This window comes from Pseudomonas sp. FP1740 (assembly GCF_030687165.1).
Classification (GTDB): Bacteria; Pseudomonadota; Gammaproteobacteria; order Pseudomonadales; family Pseudomonadaceae; genus Aquipseudomonas.
The window spans coordinates 2,209,557-2,229,446 of sequence record NZ_CP117461.1; the positions used below are offsets into that span (position 1 = coordinate 2,209,557).

Here is a 19,890-nt window from a genome sequence, read left to right on the forward strand (position 1 = left end):
TCTGAGGGCGACCCCGGGATCATAGAGGCTCGACAGCGCGGCTGAAACCCCCGAGGGGGGTTCAGGCTGGCGGGGTGTCGTCCAGACACATCAAGGTCTCGATGCGTGCCGGGCTGAAGGGCGGGCGGGGCGCCGAGGGTTGCCAGCCAAACAGGTGCTGCACCGCGCCGCCACACACCCGGCCCTGACAGGCGCCCATGCCGCAGCGACTGGCCAGCTTGGCTTCGCGCCAGTCGGTGTGCCCGGTCAATGCGCCGTAGGGCACGTCTTCGCAGCGGCAGACCAGGGTGTCGGGGCGGGCCAGGGATTTGAGTTGCGGGTCGAGGGCGAAGGCCTGATTCAGTGCCTTGGCGAAACCCTGCCAGCGTGCCCGACGCGGCCACAACTGGCGTGCCGCTTCAAGGTCACCGACCGCCGCGTGGCCCGCAATGGCCCCTTCGACCAAGGCCAGTTCACTGCCACCAAACCCGGTGCATTCACCCGCCGCATAATGATCGACGCGACTGGCCTGCCAGGCATCCACGGCCAACGCCTGACCCTCGATGGCGTAACCCAGTGCCTGGCCCAATTGAATGTTCGGGATCAAGCCGAAACCACAGGCCAGCCGATCACAGGCCAGTTCGATGATTTTGCCCTGCTGTTGCAGGCGCACACCTTCCAGCCGATCAGTGCCAAGGGCGGCCAGCACATGCGTCGCGGTGCGGTAATGGCGGTCGAACAGGCTGAACGATTGCAGCCATTTGCCAGGCCAGCGGGGCAGTTGCGCGGCGAAACCGGCGACGGCGGTGCGCGAGGCTTGCTCGGCGATGCGCTGGATCTGCGCGCCGTGTTTTTTCGCCGTGGCGGCACTGGCCAGCAACAGCGGGCCGCTGCCGGCGATCACCACGCGCTCACCCTGCACCGGCAGGCCCGCCTTGATCAGCGCCTGCAAACCACCGGCGCCGGTCACGCCGGGCAACGTCCAGCCGGGGAAGGGCAGCAGCAACTCGCGGGCGCCGGTGCACAGAATCAGTTTGTCGTAACTGATCAGCCAACCGGCATCGTCATTTTCGACCAGCAGTTGTTTTGGGCCGGGACTGGCGATCACCCGGGTGGCGGCGTGACGGTGGATGTTGCTGCACGCCTGCAAACGTTCACGCAGGCGACGGGCCTGATCGGGCACATTGGCTTGCGGACCGTCACGCCAGATTTGCCCGCCCGGCAGCGGATTGTCGTCGAGCATGACGATGCGTGCGCCACTGGGGGCAGCGGCAAGAGCAGCGGCCATGCCAGCGGGGCCGGCTCCGATAATCAGCAGATCGGCGTATTCGTTCATGGGCATGTCTGCACCTGCATGCCGTCGCGGCACAGAGTCTGGCAGGCCAGGCGTCGCCGGCCGTCGATGGTCACCCGGCATTCCTGGCAAATGCCCATGCCGCACAGCGGTGCGCGGCGTTGGCCACTGACCGAAGTGCGCGTGCAGCCGTCGCTGCCCAGCGCCAAGGCAGCGGCGACGCTGGTGCCCTCGGCCACCTTCAAGGCGCGGCCGTCCAGCAGTAATTCAGGCATAGGCGGGTTCTCCGAGGAAACGCTGGGGCAGATAGGGTTGCGCGGTCAGTGGCGGGGTTTCGTTGAACAGCTGCGCCACCAGCAAGTCGGCCGTGCCGGGGGCCGTGGTGACGCCCAACCCTTCGTGCCCGACCGCCAGCCACAAGCCCTGCTGCTGTGGGTGCTGGCCAACCAGCGGCAGGCCGTCGGGGCTGGCAGCGCGAAAGCCGGTCCAGGCGCGGATGCCGTTGAGCCGGGCCAGCCCTGGCATGTACTCGGCGGCACGCTTGAGCATTTTCGCCAGCATCCAGCCTTCGACCTGCGGGTCGGTGGTGCCGAATTGCCGCGAGGCACCGATGAACAATTGCCCGGTGGGGCGCGGCTGAATATTGCAGGCGGTCGATGGGCCGGTGGCGTTGTGCGCGCTGGTGACGTAACCCAGCTCCACCAAGGTGTGGGTGACGGTGCCGGGGTAGCGGTCGGTAATCAGCAGGTGACCTTTTTTCGGCTCGATGGGCAGTTCCGGGCACAGGTCGCTGGCCTGAATGCCGTTGGCCAACACCACCGCTTCGGCCCGCAACCACTGACCGTCGTCAAGGCAGACGCGATTGCCATCGACCGCGCTGACCCGCGCCCGATGCTGACGGATGTTCGGTGTGTCGAGCATCCAGCGGGCCGTCGCCGGCGCATACAGAATGCCGTCGCCATTGATCAGCAAGCCGCCTTCCAGACCCTCGCGCAGTTCCGGTTCACGCTGACGCAAGGCGCTGGCACTGACCAGTTCACACGCCACGCCCTGGGCTTTCAGGTTCAGGTATTTGCTGTGGGCGACCGCCATTTCCTCGGCGTTGGCTGCCAGCCACAGTGTGCCGTTGTTACGGTAGGCGCAGCCGTCGGGCAGGTCCGGCGCCAGTTCACGCCAGCGTTGCAGGGAATATTGGCTCAGGGCCAATTCGGCCGGGTTGTCATCGAGCACCAGTAGGTGGCCCATGCCCGCCGCCGTCGCACCGTGCAGGCCGGCGTCCAGCACCAGCACCTGCAAGCCACGTCGGGCCAGCGCCTGAGCACAGGCGGCGCCGATGATGCCGGCGCCGATCACGATCACATCGGCCACCAGGCCCTCGCTCATGGGCGAATGCCCCAGGCGAACGGATCATCCTGTTCGATGATCAAACTGGCTTCGGCACTGATAAAGGCACGGCCACGAATGGTCGGCACAATGCGCTCGCCTTGCCATTCATAAGAGCCTTCGAACTCGCTGCCGATGACACTGGCCTGACGCCAGATCTGCCCCGGTTGCAACTTGTCGTCGGCGGCCAGGCAGGCCAGTTTGGCACTGGTGCCGGTGCCGCACGGTGAGCGGTCATAGGCCTTGCCGGGGCAGAGCACGAAGTTGCGACTGTCGGCGTGATCGTCATCGCTGAACAGTTCGATATGGTCGATCAGCCCGCCGTCTTCGCCACGAATGCCCTGGGTTTCCAGCGCTTGTTGCACGGCGTAGGTATAAGCAGTCAGCGCGTCGAGGTTGTCGCCGGCCACTCGCAGGCCATGCTCGGCGATCAGGAAAAACCAGTTGCCGCCCCAGGCGATATCGCCGACCACCTGACCGATGCCCGGCACCTGCAACACCAGCGCCTTGCGGTAACGGTAGGCCGGCACATTGCGCACGCTCACCGAATGGTCTTCGTGCAGGGTTGCCTGCACCGTCCCCACCGGCGTCTCGATGCGGTGTACGCCGGGGCCGATCTTGCCCAGATGCGCCAACGACGCCACCAGGCCGATGGTGCCGTGGCCGCACATGCCCAGGTAACCGCTGTTGTTGAAGAAAATCACCCCGGCACAGGCGCTCGGGTCCACCGGCGTGCAGAGCAGGGCACCCACCAGTACGTCGCTGCCTCGTGGTTCCAGCACGCAGGCCGCGCGCCATTGATCGTGATGTTCGGCGAGCAGCTTGCGACGCTCGGCCATGCTGCCGGTGCCCAGGTCAGGAAAACCGGCGGTCACCAGGCGGGTCGGTTCGCCGCCGGTGTGGGAGTCGATCACGGTGATGCGTTTCATGGGAGGGCCACGTCCGTTCAGATGAGTGAACGAAAGAGTGGCCTGTGCAGCGGGATGTCGGCTTGATGGATTTATCCTGTGCCGATGACGAAATCAGCACAGCGTCCTAGTGTGCGTGAGGCAGGTGTTCGAATAGTGTTTTGCAGACCCCTGCAATGTGTTCGTCCAGCAGCTTCACCGCCAGCTCCACATCGCCGGCACGACAGGCCGCGAGGATCTCACGGTGTTCGTGATCGGCCCGTTCCTTGCCGGCCGACAGGCTCATCTGCATGCGCAGGTAGCGCTCCAGCTTGTCGTTGACCGATCGAATCAGGCTGACCAGAAACGGTCGTTGTGCCGGTTCGTAAAGGCAGGCGTGCAGCTCCCAATTGAGCTCGGCCCAGCGGCCCACGTCGTCCTCGCCGATGAATTCCTGACAGATACGCTCGGCCCGGGCGAAGGTTTCTTCGGTCATGTTGGGGATGGCCAGGCGCAGTATTTTGTCTTCCAGCAACATGCGCACTTCGAACATCTGCGCCAGCTCGGCATCGGAAACCCGCGTGACCATCGCCCCGCGATTGCGCTGGAACATCACCAACCCTTCGGCTTCCAGCCGCTTGAGGGCCTCGCGCACCGGAATCTTGCTGACGTTGAACTGGCGGGCGATGTCGTCCTGGCGAATCGGTTCGTCTTCGGCGAAATGCCCGGCGACGATGGCGTCGCGCAGATGACGGGTGATGATTTCCGAGGTCGACGGCGTATTGCCAAGGTCGGGAGCGTTGAGTTTGGGTAGGTTCACGGCGGCGATCGTTTGGAGTGAGATAGCGATAGGGTATACGAAATCCTTTCGCTGATCTTCCCGGGACCGCACGAACGTCAGGACGCTGGCTGTGCAATCCGATTATTCACCCCGGTCGCCGATTTGCTGCTTTACCGTATATGCGGAAAAACATATATTCGGAAAAACGCATATTGATGAGGCTTGCCTGTGTCGCGAAGCCCGTGTTGCTGTATGAAACCCAAACGCCGAGACCCGAAATGGCTGACTCTCTGACGCCGACCACTGTTTTCAAATGCCTGGCTGACGACAACCGGGTCCGCATGATGCTGCTCATCGCCCGCGAGGGAGAGTTGTGTGTCTGCGAGCTGACCTGTGCGTTGGATGAGAGCCAGCCAAAAGTCTCCAGGCACCTGGCGCAGTTGCGCACCAGCGGATTGCTGTCGGACCGTCGACAAGGCCAATGGGTTTACTACCGGTTGCACCCGAGCCTTCCTGACTGGGTGCTTCAGATGCTGACTGTCGTGCTTGAAACCAACCAGCATTGGCTAAGCGCTGATGCCAAACGTCTTGAAGACATGGGTGAGCGCCCTGAACGGGCAGCCGCCTGCTGTCCGGTTCGATAATTTCAAAAGCCTATCCCTGACAACAGATACAGAGCACACCAACATGACTATCAAAGTGGGCATCAATGGTTTTGGCCGCATCGGTCGTCTCGCCATGCGCGCCGCCTGGCACTGGCCGGAGTTTGAGTTCGTGCAGATCAACGACCCGGCAGGCGACGCGGCGACGCATGCGCACCTGCTGAACTTCGATTCGGTGCATGGTCGCTGGAATGATCAAGCCAGCGCCGAGGGCAACTGTATTGTCATCGACGGCAAGCGCGTCAAGGTCAGCGCCAACAAGGCGATTGCCGATACCGATTGGTCGGGCTGCGACCTGGTGATTGAAGCCAGCGGCAAGATGAAGACTGTCGCGGTGCTTCAGGCGTACCTCGACCAGGGCGTCAAGCGCGTGGTGGTCAGTGCTCCGGTGAAAGAAGAGGGCGCGCTGAACATCGTCATGGGCGTCAACCATCAACTGTTCAATCCGGCGGAACATCGCATCGTTACCGCGGCGTCGTGCACCACCAATTGCCTCGCGCCAGTGGTCAAGGTGATCCATGAAGCGCTAGGCATTCGCCACGGCTCGATCACCACCATTCACGACTTGACCAACACCCAAAGCATTCTCGACCAACCCCACAAGGATCTGCGCCGTGCGCGGGCTTCGTGCATGAGCCTGATCCCGACCAGCACCGGTTCGGCCACCGCCATCGCGGAAATTTTCCCGGAGCTGCGCGGGCGTCTGAATGGTCACGCAGTGCGCGTACCGTTGGCCAATGCTTCGCTGACTGATTGTGTGTTCGAGGTCGATCGCGTCACCACGGTTGACGAAGTGAATCGGTTTCTCAAGGACGCGTCCGAGAACGAACTCAAAGGTATTCTCGGTTTCGAGGAGCGTCCGCTGGTGTCCATCGACTACCGCACCGATCCGCGCTCATCGATCATCGATGCGCTGTCGACCATGGTCATCAACGGCACCCAGGTCAAAATCTATGCCTGGTACGACAACGAATGGGGTTACGCGAACCGCACCGTCGAATTGGCCAGGATGGTCGGTCTGGCCGTTTAAGGAGCGTTGATGAAAGCCTTGTCAGCCCTCGCGCCGTCAGTGCGGCAATACCTGCTTGTTACGGGCAATTACTGGGCTTTTACCCTCACCGACGGTGCCTTGCGCATGTTGGTGGTGCTGCACTTTCACGGGTTGGGCTACAGCCCGTTGCAAATCGCGGCGTTGTTTCTGTTCTACGAACTCTTTGGCGTGATCACCAACCTGCTGGGCGGTTATTTCGGCGCGCGACTGGGGCTGAACCGGACCATGAACATCGGGCTGGGGATGCAGGTGGTGGCGCTGTTGATGCTGACGGTGCCAGTCACCTGGCTGACGATCCCTTGGGTGATGGGGGCTCAGGCGCTGTCGGGGATCGCCAAAGACCTGAACAAGATGAGCGCCAAAAGCTCGATCAAGCTTCTGGTGCCCGACGGGCAACAGGGCACGCTTTATCAATGGATAGCCATCCTCACCGGCTCGAAGAATGCCCTCAAGGGCGTCGGTTTCTTTCTCGGCGGGGCATTGCTCGCCCTGATCGGTTTCAGAGGGGCGCTGCTGGCCATGGCAGGCGTTCTTTCGCTGATCTGGCTCGGCAGCCTGATCCTGTTGAAAAAGGACCTGGGTAAGGCGAAAGCCAAGCCCAGGTTCCGTGACATCCTCTCCAAGAGCCGGGCCATCAACATCTTGTCGGCGGCACGGATGTTCCTGTTCGGTGCCCGCGATGTCTGGTTCGTCGTGGCTTTACCGGTGTACTTGAGCAGCGTTTTTGGCTGGGACTTCTGGAAGGTCGGTGGATTCCTGGCGGCCTGGGTGATTGGCTACGGCATCGTGCAATCGCTCGCGCCGCGGATCACCGGCAAGCAACGAGGGCATGTCCCGGATGGCCGCGCCGCGTTTCTTTGGGCGGTTGCCTTGGCAGGCCTGCCGGCGGCAATCGCGCTGGGGCTGAACACCGGGTTGTCGCCGCAGTGGGTGTTGTTGGGCGGTCTGATGATCTTTGGTGCGTTGTTCGCGGTGAATTCCTCGCTGCACAGCTACCTGATCGTGTCCTACGCCAAGGAAGACGGCGTATCGCTGGATGTGGGTTTTTACTACATGTCCAACGCCATGGGACGGCTGATCGGCACCGTGCTCTCCGGTTGGGTTTTTCAGGTCTTCGGGCTGGAAGCGTGTTTATGGATATCCAGCGCATTTGTTATTTTCGCGGCACTGATTTCTGTTAGGTTGCCGCGGCATTCCAACGTGCTCTAAATCGCTCTAAAAGTACTGTTTCACGCCTTTTACACTTATTAAGTGCAACTTACATTTATATTTATTTTGGTGCATGTGACATTTTTCAGGCGCCAAATATTTGAAGTTTTTTATATGTAACGAAAAGCGATTGTTCTTAGCGCAATTAATTCATACACACGCTTGCAACCTAAGCCATACATTACCCACCAGAACAGGCAGCGAGGAACAACTACAACAACCTGATCACTAAAAACCTGACACAACAAAAACTAAAATCTCCTTATAAGTCGGTGAACATCATGATTAAAATCATGGCCTACTTTTTAATAGGAGCTGGTATTGCAGGATGCAACGGTATGGTAAAACCCGACTTGTCGGGACCTGCCAATGATTCATATTTCTCAGTCTTCTCAGGCTTTCCCTTGCCCTATCTGTACACGGCCTCGGCCGTGCAATGGAACGAGGATTACGCCGTCACCACCCGCCACACACCCCTCATCCGCAACGTGATATACAGCTGCAGCACCGGTTGCGACCTGGTCTTCATCAAGCACAAGGCCGACGGCCATTATCCGTCATGGCGCGCACCGCGCGTGGGTGAGCACATCACTGCCGTGGGAACGAGTCCGTATATGACAACGGTCAGCGGGCAAGGCAAGGTGTATCCGGCGCCTTTCATCAACAGTGATGAAGGCAGCGGCGAACGCTATTCCATCCATGATGCCCCGATGATCAAGGGGATGTCGGGTGGGCCGGTTATCGCCAATGACGGCAGCATTGTCGGTATTAATGTCGGATTCTTCTCCACCACACTTCACGATGTGAGTTTTCACCCTGGGGTAAAGGGCGCTGAGCGGATCAGTATCTTTATTCCTTACTCGATCATTCAGCGTGAGTGGGGGCTGATGCAGGCACAGCTTAACGATTCGCACGGCACGAAATACGCGCAGAAGTAGCGTTGGCTCATCACCGAATTCGGAACATCGGATTCGGTGATGACGTGGCACGTCTATCACTCGCTTATACAATCCAGGCGTATATTGATAGTGTCGATCCCGTTAGTTGAGGCGATAGCCAATCGTCGGTGGTGTGACAGGCGAGAGCGTTGGGGGAGTTAGATATTCCGGAACGTTTGGAGGTGTTACATGAGCCAATATCAACGACTCTTTCTGATAGCCGGCCCAGCCATGCGTCATACTCCGGCGTTGGAACGAGCGGTCGCCATCGCCGAAGCCACTGGCGCAGCGCTGCACATCACGGTGTTTATCGAAGACTCTCACCTTTTGGGGTTGATGAGCGCCGGTGCGCGGTTTCGTGAGGCCTGTCAGCAAGAGAACGAAAAGTGGCTGAAGGATGAAGCCGATCTGATACGCGGACGCGGGGTCACGGTAAGCACCGAAGTGCTTATAACCCGCAGCGCGTTGCAAGAGATCCTTCGGCATGTGGCAGAAATGCAGCCGGATCTGGTGATCAAGGACGTGCAGCACGAGTCTGCACTCAAGCGCGTTTTCGTTACGCCTCTGGATTGGCACCTGTTGCGCGAATGTCCGGTGCCTGTGCATCTGGTCAGCGAAGTCAGGTGTCCGCTGCCGCGGGTGATCGTGGCGGCGGTCGATCCGTCGCAACCCGAGACGCAGATCACCGGCATCAACGACCGCATCATCCAGGCAGCGAACGGATTGGCCATGCAATGCAACGCAGAACTGCATTTGCTGTATGCCTATGATCTATCGCTGACGCATATAGCCGACGCAGGCGCTGGGGCAGTGACGATGCCAGGCTTCAACAGTGACCTGCGCAAGTCTCTGCATCAGTCATTCATCGCATTGGCCGACCACTATGGAGTGCCCACCGAGCGACAACACTTCGTTGCGGGGCCGCCCGGCAAAGCGCTGGCTGACTTTGCAGCGCATCACCGGGCCGATGTGATCGTCATGGGCAATGCGCATCGCAAGGGGTTAGGCAAGTGGGTGGGCAGTACGACGGAGCATGTTCTGTATCGAGTGCCCTGCAACATCTTCGCGGTCACGGGGTCAGCGGATCAGTGAATGGAGTCGTTGTTAAATGATTCGCGAGGGACGCCTCGGCGACCGGGGCGGTTTTTTTTGTGGGCACGTGCCGAGATGTCCTCGAAGGTCTCGCTATCGGTTGCCGCCAGGAGCTTGCCACCGTCCTTCAGAGTGGCCATGAAGGTCACTTCCGTGTTGTTGCCCGCGAGCAGATAGCCAGCGATGGCACCGACCGGCCCCAACAACATCGCGCCCGCAATGCCCAGGCCGATGGCGCTCTTTATATTCTTGTTGGAGTCCGTGTTCTGGATCGTTAAATCTTTAAATTCCGAGACCGGGAAGCTTTTCCCCAGTCGTGGCTTAAGGGCCGTTTTGAGCGTGATGGTACCCGAGTGATATTCCCCGTCGCACTGCGGGAAGTCACCAGCGAGCACTATGATCTTTGCCATGTGGAATGTTCTCTTGGGCGATCATTTTTGGGGTAGACATTGCGCGCGTCCAAACTCAAAACGTCAACGAGCTGACGATGAGTGGCAGCCATGGATTTGCGATACACAAGTATCAGTCTTCCGGGTCAATTTCTTCTTCATGCGCCCATCTCCTCCAGTCATGAACGCAAAGCGTAGCAGGCGGGTAGGGCCGTCGAGGTGGTCATAGGCCTGGTCATGGACGTTTTATAACGTTTGCCTCAAGCCGGCGGGTAATGCGTTTTAATTCTCCGTTGACCCGACAGCTGCTCGGAACCAACAACAGACCTTTCAGCCGAAAGGGGTTAACGGGGGATTAATGGATTTCTGGACCACCACGCAAGTATCGATTCTAGGGCTGGTTGAAGGACTCACAGAGTTTTTGCCGATCTCCAGTACAGGCCATCAGATTATTGCCGCGGACTTGCTCGACTTTGGCGGTGAGCGAGCCATGGCGTTCAATATCATTATTCAGTTGGGAGCTATTCTGGCGGTCGTCTGGGAGTTCCGTCGCAAGATTCTGGACATCACCACGGGTTTGCCGACCCAGCGAAATGCGCAACGTTTTACTCTGAATTTGCTGATAGGTTTCTTGCCGGCGGTGGTCCTGGGTGTGATGTTCGCCGACAAAATCCATCAGTATCTGTTCAACCCGATCACCGTGGCCGTGGCGCTGGTGATCGGCGGGATCATCATGTTGTGGGCCGAACAGCGCGAGCACGTGGTAGTGGTCGATCACGTGGACGAGATGCGCTGGACCGATGCCTTGAAAGTCGGATGTGCACAATGCCTGGCGATGATTCCCGGCACTTCGCGATCGGGATCGACGATTATCGGCGGGTTGCTGTTTGGCCTGTCACGCAAGACGGCCACCGAGTTTTCGTTTTTCCTGGCGATGCCGACAATGGTGGGGGCCGCGGTGTACTCGGGCTATAAATATCGCGACCTGTTCCAGGCCGCAGATTTGCCGGTGTTTGCCCTGGGGTTTGTCGCCGCTTTCGTCTTTGCGATGATTGCCGTGCGCGGGTTGCTCAAGTTCATCGCCAACCATAGTTATGCGGTGTTTGCCTGGTACCGGATCGCCTTCGGTTTACTGATTCTGGCGACGTGGTTTTTGGGTTGGGTCGACTGGAATCACCTCTCGGAAGGGGCGTAGGTTTTCCTGTGTTGATAAAAAACGCCGCTTGTTGAGCGGCGTTTTTGTGTGAGCAGCTAAAAGCATCTAAAGCTTGTTGACCCGCGCCAGTGGCAGGCTGATTTGCTGTTCACGCTGCAGCAAATTCATCATCAGCAGCACCCGTTCTTCGCCATCCATGGCCAGGAACACCGCTTCGAGATCGCAGAACGGACCTTCAGTGATGCGCACCGCATCTCCGTGTTTCAACAGCGTGGTCACAATCGCCTGGCTGTCCGGTTCCTGGAGTTCGTCGATCAGCGCATCGCGGATCGGCAATGGCTGACCACCGAACCCGACGACCCGCGAAACGCCGCGGGTCGAGCGCAGTGGACCCCAGCTGTCCTGAAGGCTCAGTTGAATAAACAGGTAGCCCGGAAACAGCGACTCGCTGATTACTCGACGTTGCCCGCGCAATATGCGCTCACGTCTGTAGGTCTTGCGAAAGCAGGCATAGCCTTGGCGCTGCAAATGTTCTTCGGCGCGCTCATCTTGTTTGGGCTTGCACTGAACCAGGTACCAGGCTTTGGTGGCGTGTTCGGCAATCGCGTTCATTCAAATGCCCTCCCTGCATCAATCTGCTCCAGCAGCTCGGTAGTTTTGCGCTGCAGGAGCGAGCTGTCGCCCCGACTCTCCACGGTCAGGCAAGCTACGCAACCCTCGCCCGAGAGGCGCAAGCTGAAGCGCCAGTCGGCAAAGACCAGGTTCAGCCCGCTGCTTTCGTTGAGGTCGAGGGCATCGTGGGCGTAACGCTGCTTGATGCTCGCCAATAGCGACGGACCATCCTTGACTTGGCGGCGGATCTCCCCGGAAGAGGGAAACGCGCCGATGCGTTCCACCAGCAGTACCGGTGGTTTTCGCACTCGAGGGGAAATCAGTTCCGACGCATAGGCGCGCACGATGCGGTACGCGAGGTTGTGCTTAAGGTCAGTGCTATACGGGTGGCGACTGTCATCTGCCTTGAAACCGCTCAACGTATTCATAGAGGCTTCGTCCATAAGGTGATAAAGACCATATCGGGGGACAGCAACATCACAGGGCGTTTTGATGCAGATGCTCGAAGCAGAAGTTGGTGGCTTCGATATAACCTTCGGCACCGCCACAGTCGAAGCGTCGACCCTCGAACTTGTAAGCCAGTACGCAACCGTTCTGGGCCTGCTTCATCAGCGCATCGGTGATCTGGATTTCACCGCCCTTGCCAGGTTCGGTGTCAGCGATCAGGTCGAAGATGTCGGGGGTCAGAATGTATCGACCGATGATCGCCAGGTTGGACGGAGCGTCTTCCGGACGGGGTTTTTCGACCATGCTGTTGACCCGGTAAATCCCCTCGCGAATCAACTCGCCGGCAATCACGCCGTACTTCTGAGTCTGCTCGCGGGGTACTTCCTGGATCGCCACGATCGAACAGCGGAACTGCTCATAAAGTTTGAGCATTTGCGCCAGAACTCCATCCCCCTCCAGGTTCAGGCACAGGTCGTCGGCCAGCACCACGGCGAATGGCTCATCACCGATCAACGAGCGGCCGCTGAGAATGGCGTGCCCCAGGCCTTTCATTTCCACCTGACGGGTGTAGGAAAAGCTGCAGGTATCGATCAGCTCGCGAGTGCCGTGCAGGAACTTTTCCTTATCGGTGCCACGAATCTGGTGCTCCAGCTCGTAGCTGGTATCGAAATGATCCTCCAGCGCGCGCTTGCCGCGACCGGTCACGATGGCCATGTGTTGCAGGCCGGCGTCACGCGCTTCCTCGACGGCGTACTGGATCAGCGGCTTGCTGACGATCGGCAGCATCTCCTTCGGCATGGCCTTGGTGGCGGGTAAAAAGCGGGTTCCATAGCCGGCGGCGGGGAACAGGCATTTACGAATCATGGAAGCGTCCTTGAAAGTAGACTGATGGAGTGGCTAATGGCAGTAGGAAAGGTTCGATCCAGGCTGGCCGAACCGGTCACGCTGGGGAGTGCGGGCTCGAAGCGGCCCGGTCACTCGAGAAAAATGTTCGCAACGCGCCAGGGGCTGCGAATGGTCTGCACGCCATGCTTCTCGCCAGGCGCGGGTAGGGGAGGCATTGAGCAGCCGATTGACCGGCGAGCATGCCCGGTTGTTCCACGGCATGCTCGCGACGTAACCCGCTGTAAATAGAGTTATTGCCCGAGGCGTCCCTTACCCAACTACTAACCAAATGTTCGACACCCTGGCAATGCACTAGCGGAACGGCTATACATTAGTCATTCGCTATTTCAGTGTAATTTAGATTGAACGGTCGCCAGAAAACGACAACCGTTAGAAATTGTCTGGATAAATTCGCTAACTGTTATTTTCATACCCTGAAGAGTGTGATGTTATTTTTTGTCTGGATAAAAAGTTGGGGGCTGTTCAAACGTCATGGTAATAAATACGCATTGATTGTCTGAAAGTTTCAGTCGCAGTTCCTGGCCATTATAAGTGCCCGGGCTCATTCGTAATTTAAAGCTCTTATGTTCGGCAAGTGCTAGGTCACCGCCAATGTTGACAAGACGGGGAAGGTCATCTTGCTTAAAAGGGTTTTGATTGTCTGTGTTGGCAATATATGCCGCAGTCCCACCGCGGAGCATTTGCTGCGTGGGGCACTCGTCCATTCCGATATTCAGGTCAGTTCAGCCGGCCTTGCCGCTCTGACGGGCAAACCCATCGAGCCGACAGCACACGCCGTACTCACGGAGCATGGTCATCTGCCCCATGAGCACCAGGCCGTTCAGCTCACTTCTCAAGCCGTCAGTGAGGCGGACTTGATTCTGGTGATGGAGCGGCGGCATGTCAGTGGCGTGCTCAACATTGCCCCTGAAGCGCGGGGCAAAGTGTTGTTGTTGGGCAAATGGCAGGACGATCGAGAGATCAGCGACCCCTACCGTCAAGGCAAACCTGCTTTTGTGCACGCTTATGCGTTGATCGAAGAAGCCGTACACGCATGGGCACAGCGTCTGGCACGCTGATGGCCACTTCCTTTTTGAATCGTAATCAAGGCAAAGAATCCGACTTATGCAGCAAGCACCGGTAGTCAACGTGCGGGACGACGACAATGACGAGATTGATCTTCTCGGCCTGTTTGGGACACTTATCGACCATAAATGGCTGATTGCCGCGGTTACCGGTGCCTTTATGGTGACTGGTGTAGCGGTCGCGGTGCTGGCGACGCCGGTATACCAGGCGAATGCATTGTTGCAGGTCGAAGCGAAGAAGAACGATTTGTTGGGCTTCTCCGATGTCAGCAGCATGTTGGGAAAAGAGTCGCCTTCGGCGACCGAGATGGAGTTGATCAAGTCTCGTTCGGTGATTGGCAAGGCGGTCGATAACCTGAAACTTGATATCGTCATACAACCGATGTATTTCCCGGTTGTCGGTGAGTTCCTGGCGCGTCGGTTCCAGAATAAAAATCCCGGTGAAATAGCCGACCCTTTGTTGGGATTGAACAGTTACGCCTGGGGAGGGGAGTCGCTGAAAATATTCAAACTGGATCTTCCCGACTCGCAACTGGGCAAGAAGTTGACCCTGACCACGGGTGAGAATGGGCATTACACCCTGGTGGACGAAGATGACAACCTATTGGCAGTCAGCCAGACGGGACAACTGTTCGAACAAAATGGCGTTGCGGTCCAGATAGAGGAACTGCATGCCAAACCTGGGACCCGTTTCAAAATCATCCGCAATTCTCGCCTGACCAGCATCCTCGACTACCAAGAGGATTTGGGTGTATCCGAACGAGGAAAAGAGTCGGGAATTATCGGGTTGGCGCTGGAAAGCACAGATCCGCATCAGGCCATTAAAACACTCAATGAAATCGCCGCTATTTATGTTCGGCAAAACGTAGAGCGCACTTCCGCTGAGGCAGCGCAGAGCCTGGCGTTTCTCAAAGAGCAACTTCCGGTAGTCAAGAAGGACTTGGAGAAAGCCGGGAATGCCTTGAATGAATACCAGACCCGCAGCAAGTCCGTGGATATCACGCTCGAAACCAAAGCCATTCTCGATCAGATTGTCGGGCTCGATACCAGCATCTCCGAGTTGAAGCTGCAACAAGCCGAAATGGACCGCAAGTTCACCCGGCAACATCCCGCCTATCGCGCATTATTGACCCAGATCGGTGAGTTGAGCAGCAAGCAGAAAAGTTTGGCGAGCAAGGTGGAGGGCCTTCCTTCCACCCAGCAAGAATTGCTGAACCTTACCCGGGATGTAGAAGTCGGTACGGCCATTTATACCCAACTGCTGAACAAATCTCAGGAGCTGGATGTGATGCGAGCGGGGACGGTCGGTAACGTGCGTCTGATCGACACTGCGGACGTCAATTTGTTCCAGCCGGTCAAACCGAAAAAAGCTTTGATTGTACTGATCGCCACACTTCTTGGCGGCTTCCTCGCGGTGGCCTTGGTGCTGATACGCAAGGCGCTGAGCCGGGGATTGGAAAGCCCGGAAGCCATCGAGCAACTTGGGTTGCCGGTCTATGCGTCGATTCCCTACAGCATTCTGCAGAAAACCGAAGAAGATAAAGTCTCCCGCGGACGTGGGCGTTCCAATGGGACTTCATTGCTGGCTGTCACTCATCCTACCGATCTGGCAATCGAGGCATTACGCAGTTTGCGTACCAGTTTGCACTTCGCCATGCATGAGGCCGACAATAACCGCTTGATGATTTCCGGGCCCAGTCCTCAGGTGGGGAAAACGTTCGTGTCGGTCAACCTCGCGGTGGTGATAGCACAAACCGGTCTGCGGGTATTGTTGATCGACGTCGACATGCGCAAGGGGTATCTGCACAAAGTGTTGGGTACTACTTCAGACAATGGGCTCTCCGATATCCTGGCCCGGCGCTGCGATGTGGCCACGGCTATCCACAAGACCGCAATCGACAACTTCGATTTTGTCAGTCGAGGCCAAATCCCGCCCAATCCTTCCGAGCTACTGATGCACGCCAATTTCAGTGCGCTATTGGAGCAGGTGAGTGAGCTTTACGATCTAGTGATTCTCGATACGCCGCCACTACTGGCTGTGACAGATGCGGCGATTGTCGGGCGTCTGTCCGGAACCAATCTGATCGTGACGCGCTATGGCCTGAACCCGGCGAAAGAAATCGAGTTGACAGTGCGCCGGTTCACCCAGAACGGCGTTGTCATTAAAGGTGCGATTTTCAATGGCGTGGAGAGAAAGGCTTCCAACAAGTATGGCTACAGTGATTATGGTTATTACCACTATGCCTACGCCTCCGACAAAAACTAAAGGGTATTGAACAGGTCGCGTCATCCGTTCAGATTTTTTACGGTATTGCTGTTGTTCTTGAGTTTTTGTCGTTTATTGCTGCGCCGGATCATTAGCCAATAGGCATGATCAAACCGATAGTTCATGAAAGCACCACGTCCTGAGGAAGATGACGAAAAATCCTGGGGCGGTAGCGTGCCAGTTCAATATTAAACTTGATCATTACTTCTCCCAGTAACTGCGATAAAGCGATGGGCAAGTTTTTTCGGTTAGAATTTAGTATTTAAAGTCAAAGAGGGTGCTATGAAAGTCACGATATTTGGAACCGGTTATGTTGGTCTTGTCCAGGGAGCAGTCCTCGCACAAGTAGGACATGATGTCGTTTGTATTGATGTCGACGTAAATAAAGTTGAGCGTTTGACGCAAGGCCATATCCCAATTTACGAACCAGGGCTGGAAGCTTTAGTAAAAGAAAATTATTCGGCAGGCCGCCTGAATTTTTCTACTGATGTCTCGGTGGGCGTACTACATGGCGATGTTCAGTTTATTGCCGTTGGTACTCCTCCTGATGAAGATGGCTCCGCCGACCTGAAGTATGTTCTTGCTGTGGCAGAAACCATCGCGAGAAATATGGAAAAAAATCAGATAATTGTAAATAAGTCCACTGTGCCCGTAGGTACCGCGGATAAAGTAAAAGCCTGTGTAGATGAAGTGCTGGCCCAGAGAAATCGCGGGGACCTTATTTTTGACGTCGTGTCAAATCCAGAATTCCTAAAAGAAGGCTCTGCTGTTGCGGACTGTCTGCGTCCTGATCGTATTGTTATAGGTACCGACAGTGAGCGTGCGGAGGAGGTAATGCGAGATCTCTACGCACCTTTCAACCGTAATCATGAAAAGATGATTGTAATGGATGTTAAGAGTGCAGAATTAACAAAATATGCAGCAAACTGCATGCTAGCTACAAAAATCAGTTTCATGAATGAAATGGCTAATCTTGCAGAGATATTGGGAGCTGACATCGAGATGGTTCGACAGGGAATAGGCTCCGACCCACGAATTGGATATCATTTTATCTATCCTGGAGTTGGGTACGGTGGATCCTGTTTCCCTAAAGATGTGCAAGCGTTAATACGCACTGCCGAAATCATTGATTTTGATGCAAAGCTACTTAAATCGGTTGAAGAGCGCAATAAAGAACAAAAGAGTGTTTTGTTCAAGAAAATATATAAGCATTATGCCGGGGATCTTAAAGATAAAACTTTTGCCCTATGGGGGCTTAGTTTTAAACCAAATACAGACGATATGCGGGAAGCGCCAAGTAGGACTCTGATGGAAGAGCTATGGAAGTATGGCGCTAAAGTCCAGGCTTATGACCCTGAGGCTATGGAAGAAACGCAACGTATCTACGGATATCGTGACGATCTCAGGTTATGTGGGACGAAGGAGGCCGCGCTAAGAGGCGCTGATGCGCTTGTTATTGTTACTGAGTGGCCGGTGTTTAAAACTCTCGATATTGACATGGTTGAGAAGGAACTAAAAGAGCTGATAGTTTTTGATGGGCGAAATCTATTTGATGTAAAACGGATGGTTAAGAAAGGTGTGACCTATTACTCAATCGGCCGATAGGAGTTGTTTTTCGAGGGTGAAATATGAAAATAGCTTTAGCATTCTATGGAATACCAAGATCAACAACAATTTGCTTTCCGTCAATCCAGGAGAACATTCTAAACAGTCTTCCTGAGAATGCAGAGGTAGAGTTCTTTTATCATCTGTATGAGCAATCGAAAGTTGTAAATAAACGATCAGGGGAAAATGGTGCTCTTTCTCCGCAAGAATATCATCCTTTCTTAAGTTTCAATGGGGGGTTGGAAAAGCCTGGTGAATGTTTAGAAAAGTGGGATTTTGAAGGGGTTAAATCTTTTGGTGATGTTTGGAAGGATGACTTTAACTCCCTTAGTAATTTGATACATCAGCTGAATTCACTGCATCAAGTGACGTTGTTAATTGAAGATTACAAACCTGACGTTACAATTTTTTTAAGACCAGATCTTTTTTATCATGACCCGTTGCCGAAAGAAATTTTTTCGATGCTACTAAATGATAAAACCTCTGTATTCATACCAGCTTGGCAATGGTGGGGGGGGTACAACGATAGGTTCGCAGTATGCGGAGCTGACTCTTATAAAGTATATGGTAAGCGGATTTGTGAGATGGTGAATTTCTGCGAGTCAGCTAAAAAGCCATTACACGCTGAAGAACTGGTAAAGTTTGTTATTACATCACACAAGATTTTGCCTCTGCCGTTGAATGTTCGAGCCAGTAGAGTAAGGTTGGATGGTACGTTTAAAAAAGAAATATTTTCGTCATTTCGTGGGATGGGCGGAATAAAAGGTGTACTCGAATTATCATCGAGTAAAATAAAGCTCATGAAGATAAATAGAAAACTCATCGTTTAAAGAGTGAGCATCTTGAAAGCCCAAAGCCAACTTTATAAAGCTATTAGCAAAAGTATGCTAGGCCGGTATTCCGTTTACGCCGCGAATTTGGGATCAATGATGTTATTGGCTCGTGTCTTCACTCCCGAGCAATTTGGCATTATTGCATCCGTTGCGGTTTTTTCGACATTTTTTCAAATGCTTTCAGAAGCTGGTTTAGGGCCGTCGATAATAAATATCGACACCCTTGAAAAAACAGATCGAAATGGAATATTCGGCTTAACAGTTATTATTGGTCTTTGTGTAGGGCTTTTGTTCTATTTGGCAACGCCTGTAATTGTTGACTTTTACAAAATAGAAGCGCTGGAGCAAATAATACCATACACCAGTATGGGGCTATTTTTTTTCACTTGCTCCATTGTCCCAATGGCATTTCTGTTGAGGGAGCAATTATTTTTTAATATCTCTGTAATAGGTTTGGCTTCTGAAATAGTTTCAACCGGCACAACTATAGTAATAAGCAAGGTGACTGATCCGTTGCATGCTTTGGCCTCGAAACCATTAGTTTTATCAGCCACTGGTTTCTTATTGGCTTATTTGTTTTCTAGTAAAACGGAGTTTGGTAGGCCCATTTTTGGAACGAAGTTTTCGGCTATAAAACCCTTGTTTTCATTCTCTGCGTATCAATTCAGCTTTAACTTGGTTAACTATTTTACAAGGAATCTCGATAACATATTAGTGGCAAGGTACATGGGGGCAGCATATTTAGGTGTCTATGATAAGGCGTATCAAATTATGCGATATCCTTTAATGTTGTTAACCTTTGCAATGACACCAGCAATTCAACCAGTGATCCGCAAGTATGCGAATGATTTGGAAATGGTGGAGGTGATACATAGGGATTTCACCTTCAAACTTTCAATTGCAGGCGCAGTAGTAGCACTGATTATATTTTTATTTTCCGATCAGATGGTCCTAGTCCTACTAGGGTCTAGCTGGAGTGAAGTCGTACCGTTAATAAAAATTCTTGCGTTAGCGATACCAGTCCAGGTCGTGCTTTCTACGAGTGGGAGTTTTTTTCAAGCATTAAATCGAACAGATCTCTTATTCGTTTGCGGAGTTTTCTCATCCATCATAACTGCTGGCGGTATTGTTTGGGGAATACTTCAAAGAGATCTAACGGTATTGTCCTGGTCAATTGTTATAACCTTTCACATAAATTTTATATTGGCATATTGTGTTTTGTATATTGTGGTTTTCAAAAAAAGCCCATTAAGGTTCTTGTCTAGAATGTTACCCGCTGGTTTGATAACTGCGGCGATGACTGCAAGTGCGATGATTCTAAAGTATTAAAATATCG

20 protein-coding genes are annotated in these 19,890 nt (G+C 54.9%); 11 read left to right on the plus strand and 9 right to left on the minus strand.

What is annotated here, in order from left to right:
- Positions 1-61: 61 nt before the first annotated feature.
- The 5 genes from PSH69_RS09880 to PSH69_RS09900 all read right to left on the minus strand — a co-directional run bounded on the left by PSH69_RS09880 (position 62) and on the right by PSH69_RS09900 (position 4,363).
- A complete protein-coding gene (locus tag PSH69_RS09880; RefSeq protein ID WP_305412808.1) occupies positions 62-1,315 on the minus strand; it encodes an FAD/NAD(P)-binding oxidoreductase in 1,254 nt (417 codons plus the stop codon).
- The gene (locus tag PSH69_RS09885; RefSeq protein WP_008074690.1) at positions 1,312-1,548 is read right to left on the minus strand and encodes a (2Fe-2S)-binding protein; all 237 of its coding nucleotides are present in this window, start codon (positions 1,546-1,548) and stop codon (positions 1,312-1,314) included. Before PSH69_RS09885 ends, PSH69_RS09880 begins: the two co-directional genes overlap by 4 nt.
- Entirely contained in the window at positions 1,541-2,656 is a 1,116-nt protein-coding gene (locus tag PSH69_RS09890; protein ID WP_305411823.1) for an FAD-binding oxidoreductase, read from the minus strand. The genes PSH69_RS09885 and PSH69_RS09890 overlap by 8 nt, the downstream gene beginning before the upstream one ends.
- Positions 2,653-3,585: a 4-hydroxyproline epimerase gene (locus PSH69_RS09895; protein WP_305411824.1), complete on the minus strand. Its 933-nt coding sequence runs from the start codon at positions 3,583-3,585 to the stop codon at positions 2,653-2,655. The genes PSH69_RS09890 and PSH69_RS09895 overlap by 4 nt, the downstream gene beginning before the upstream one ends.
- Before the next feature lie 106 nt (positions 3,586-3,691).
- Entirely contained in the window at positions 3,692-4,363 is a 672-nt protein-coding gene (locus PSH69_RS09900) for a GntR family transcriptional regulator (RefSeq protein WP_007935506.1), read from the minus strand.
- A 239-nt stretch (positions 4,364-4,602) separates the two neighbouring features.
- Here PSH69_RS09900 and PSH69_RS09905 point away from each other — a divergent pair, with 239 nt between their 5' ends.
- The 5 genes from PSH69_RS09905 (at position 4,603) to PSH69_RS09925 (ending at position 9,276) form a co-directional block, all read left to right on the plus strand.
- Positions 4,603-4,968: a metalloregulator ArsR/SmtB family transcription factor gene (locus PSH69_RS09905; RefSeq protein ID WP_086945530.1), complete on the plus strand. Its 366-nt coding sequence runs from the start codon at positions 4,603-4,605 to the stop codon at positions 4,966-4,968.
- Positions 4,969-5,011: 43 nt separating this feature from the next.
- Positions 5,012-6,016 (plus strand): ArsJ-associated glyceraldehyde-3-phosphate dehydrogenase, encoded by a 1,005-nt coding sequence (locus PSH69_RS09910; protein WP_305411826.1) that lies wholly within the window; start codon positions 5,012-5,014, stop codon positions 6,014-6,016.
- 9 nt (positions 6,017-6,025) lie between these two features.
- A complete protein-coding gene (gene arsJ / locus PSH69_RS09915) occupies positions 6,026-7,246 on the plus strand; it encodes an organoarsenical effux MFS transporter ArsJ (RefSeq protein WP_305411827.1) in 1,221 nt (406 codons plus the stop codon).
- Between the two features lie 338 nt (positions 7,247-7,584).
- The gene (locus tag PSH69_RS09920; protein WP_305412809.1) at positions 7,585-8,184 is read left to right on the plus strand and encodes a serine protease; all 600 of its coding nucleotides are present in this window, start codon (positions 7,585-7,587) and stop codon (positions 8,182-8,184) included.
- Between the two features lie 189 nt (positions 8,185-8,373).
- Positions 8,374-9,276, plus strand: a complete 903-nt coding sequence (locus tag PSH69_RS09925; RefSeq protein ID WP_305411829.1) for a universal stress protein — start codon at positions 8,374-8,376, stop codon at positions 9,274-9,276.
- Here the strand turns inward: PSH69_RS09925 and PSH69_RS09930 are convergent.
- Positions 9,270-9,686, minus strand: coding sequence for a hypothetical protein (locus PSH69_RS09930; protein ID WP_111453690.1), 417 nt, complete (start codon positions 9,684-9,686; stop codon positions 9,270-9,272). The two genes, PSH69_RS09925 and PSH69_RS09930, sit on opposite strands and share 7 nt — an antisense overlap.
- 337 nt (positions 9,687-10,023) lie before the next feature.
- Between PSH69_RS09930 and PSH69_RS09935 the strand changes: the two genes are divergently transcribed.
- The gene (locus tag PSH69_RS09935; protein WP_019581965.1) at positions 10,024-10,860 is read left to right on the plus strand and encodes an undecaprenyl-diphosphate phosphatase; all 837 of its coding nucleotides are present in this window, start codon (positions 10,024-10,026) and stop codon (positions 10,858-10,860) included.
- Positions 10,861-10,926: 66 nt separating this feature from the next.
- Here PSH69_RS09935 and rfaH read toward each other — a convergent pair whose 3' ends face one another.
- The 3 genes from rfaH to galU are packed head-to-tail and all read right to left on the minus strand — an operon-like array spanning position 10,927 to position 12,744.
- Complete coding sequence (rfaH, locus tag PSH69_RS09940; protein WP_019649534.1) at positions 10,927-11,433, minus strand: transcription/translation regulatory transformer protein RfaH; 507 nt, start codon at positions 11,431-11,433, stop codon at positions 10,927-10,929.
- Entirely contained in the window at positions 11,430-11,861 is a 432-nt protein-coding gene (locus PSH69_RS09945; protein WP_305411831.1) for a phosphomannomutase, read from the minus strand. Before PSH69_RS09945 ends, rfaH begins: the two co-directional genes overlap by 4 nt.
- A gap of 49 nt (positions 11,862-11,910) precedes the next feature.
- Positions 11,911-12,744 (minus strand): UTP--glucose-1-phosphate uridylyltransferase GalU, encoded by an 834-nt coding sequence (galU, locus tag PSH69_RS09950; RefSeq protein WP_018928284.1) that lies wholly within the window; start codon positions 12,742-12,744, stop codon positions 11,911-11,913.
- A gap of 722 nt (positions 12,745-13,466) precedes the next feature.
- Between galU and PSH69_RS09955 the strand changes: the two genes are divergently transcribed.
- The 5 genes from PSH69_RS09955 (at position 13,467) to PSH69_RS09975 (ending at position 19,883) form a co-directional block, all read left to right on the plus strand.
- Positions 13,467-13,844 (plus strand): low molecular weight phosphotyrosine protein phosphatase, encoded by a 378-nt coding sequence (locus PSH69_RS09955; protein WP_018928282.1) that lies wholly within the window; start codon positions 13,467-13,469, stop codon positions 13,842-13,844.
- 46 nt (positions 13,845-13,890) lie between these two features.
- Positions 13,891-16,116, plus strand: a complete 2,226-nt coding sequence (locus PSH69_RS09960; protein ID WP_305411833.1) for a polysaccharide biosynthesis tyrosine autokinase — start codon at positions 13,891-13,893, stop codon at positions 16,114-16,116.
- A 282-nt stretch (positions 16,117-16,398) separates the two neighbouring features.
- A complete protein-coding gene (locus tag PSH69_RS09965) occupies positions 16,399-17,721 on the plus strand; it encodes a UDP-glucose/GDP-mannose dehydrogenase family protein (protein WP_018928280.1) in 1,323 nt (440 codons plus the stop codon).
- 23 nt (positions 17,722-17,744) lie between these two features.
- Positions 17,745-18,551, plus strand: a complete 807-nt coding sequence (locus PSH69_RS09970; RefSeq protein WP_305411834.1) for a hypothetical protein — start codon at positions 17,745-17,747, stop codon at positions 18,549-18,551.
- A 12-nt stretch (positions 18,552-18,563) separates the two neighbouring features.
- A complete protein-coding gene (locus PSH69_RS09975; protein ID WP_305411836.1) occupies positions 18,564-19,883 on the plus strand; it encodes an oligosaccharide flippase family protein in 1,320 nt (439 codons plus the stop codon).
- The last annotated feature ends 7 nt before the right edge of the window (positions 19,884-19,890 follow it).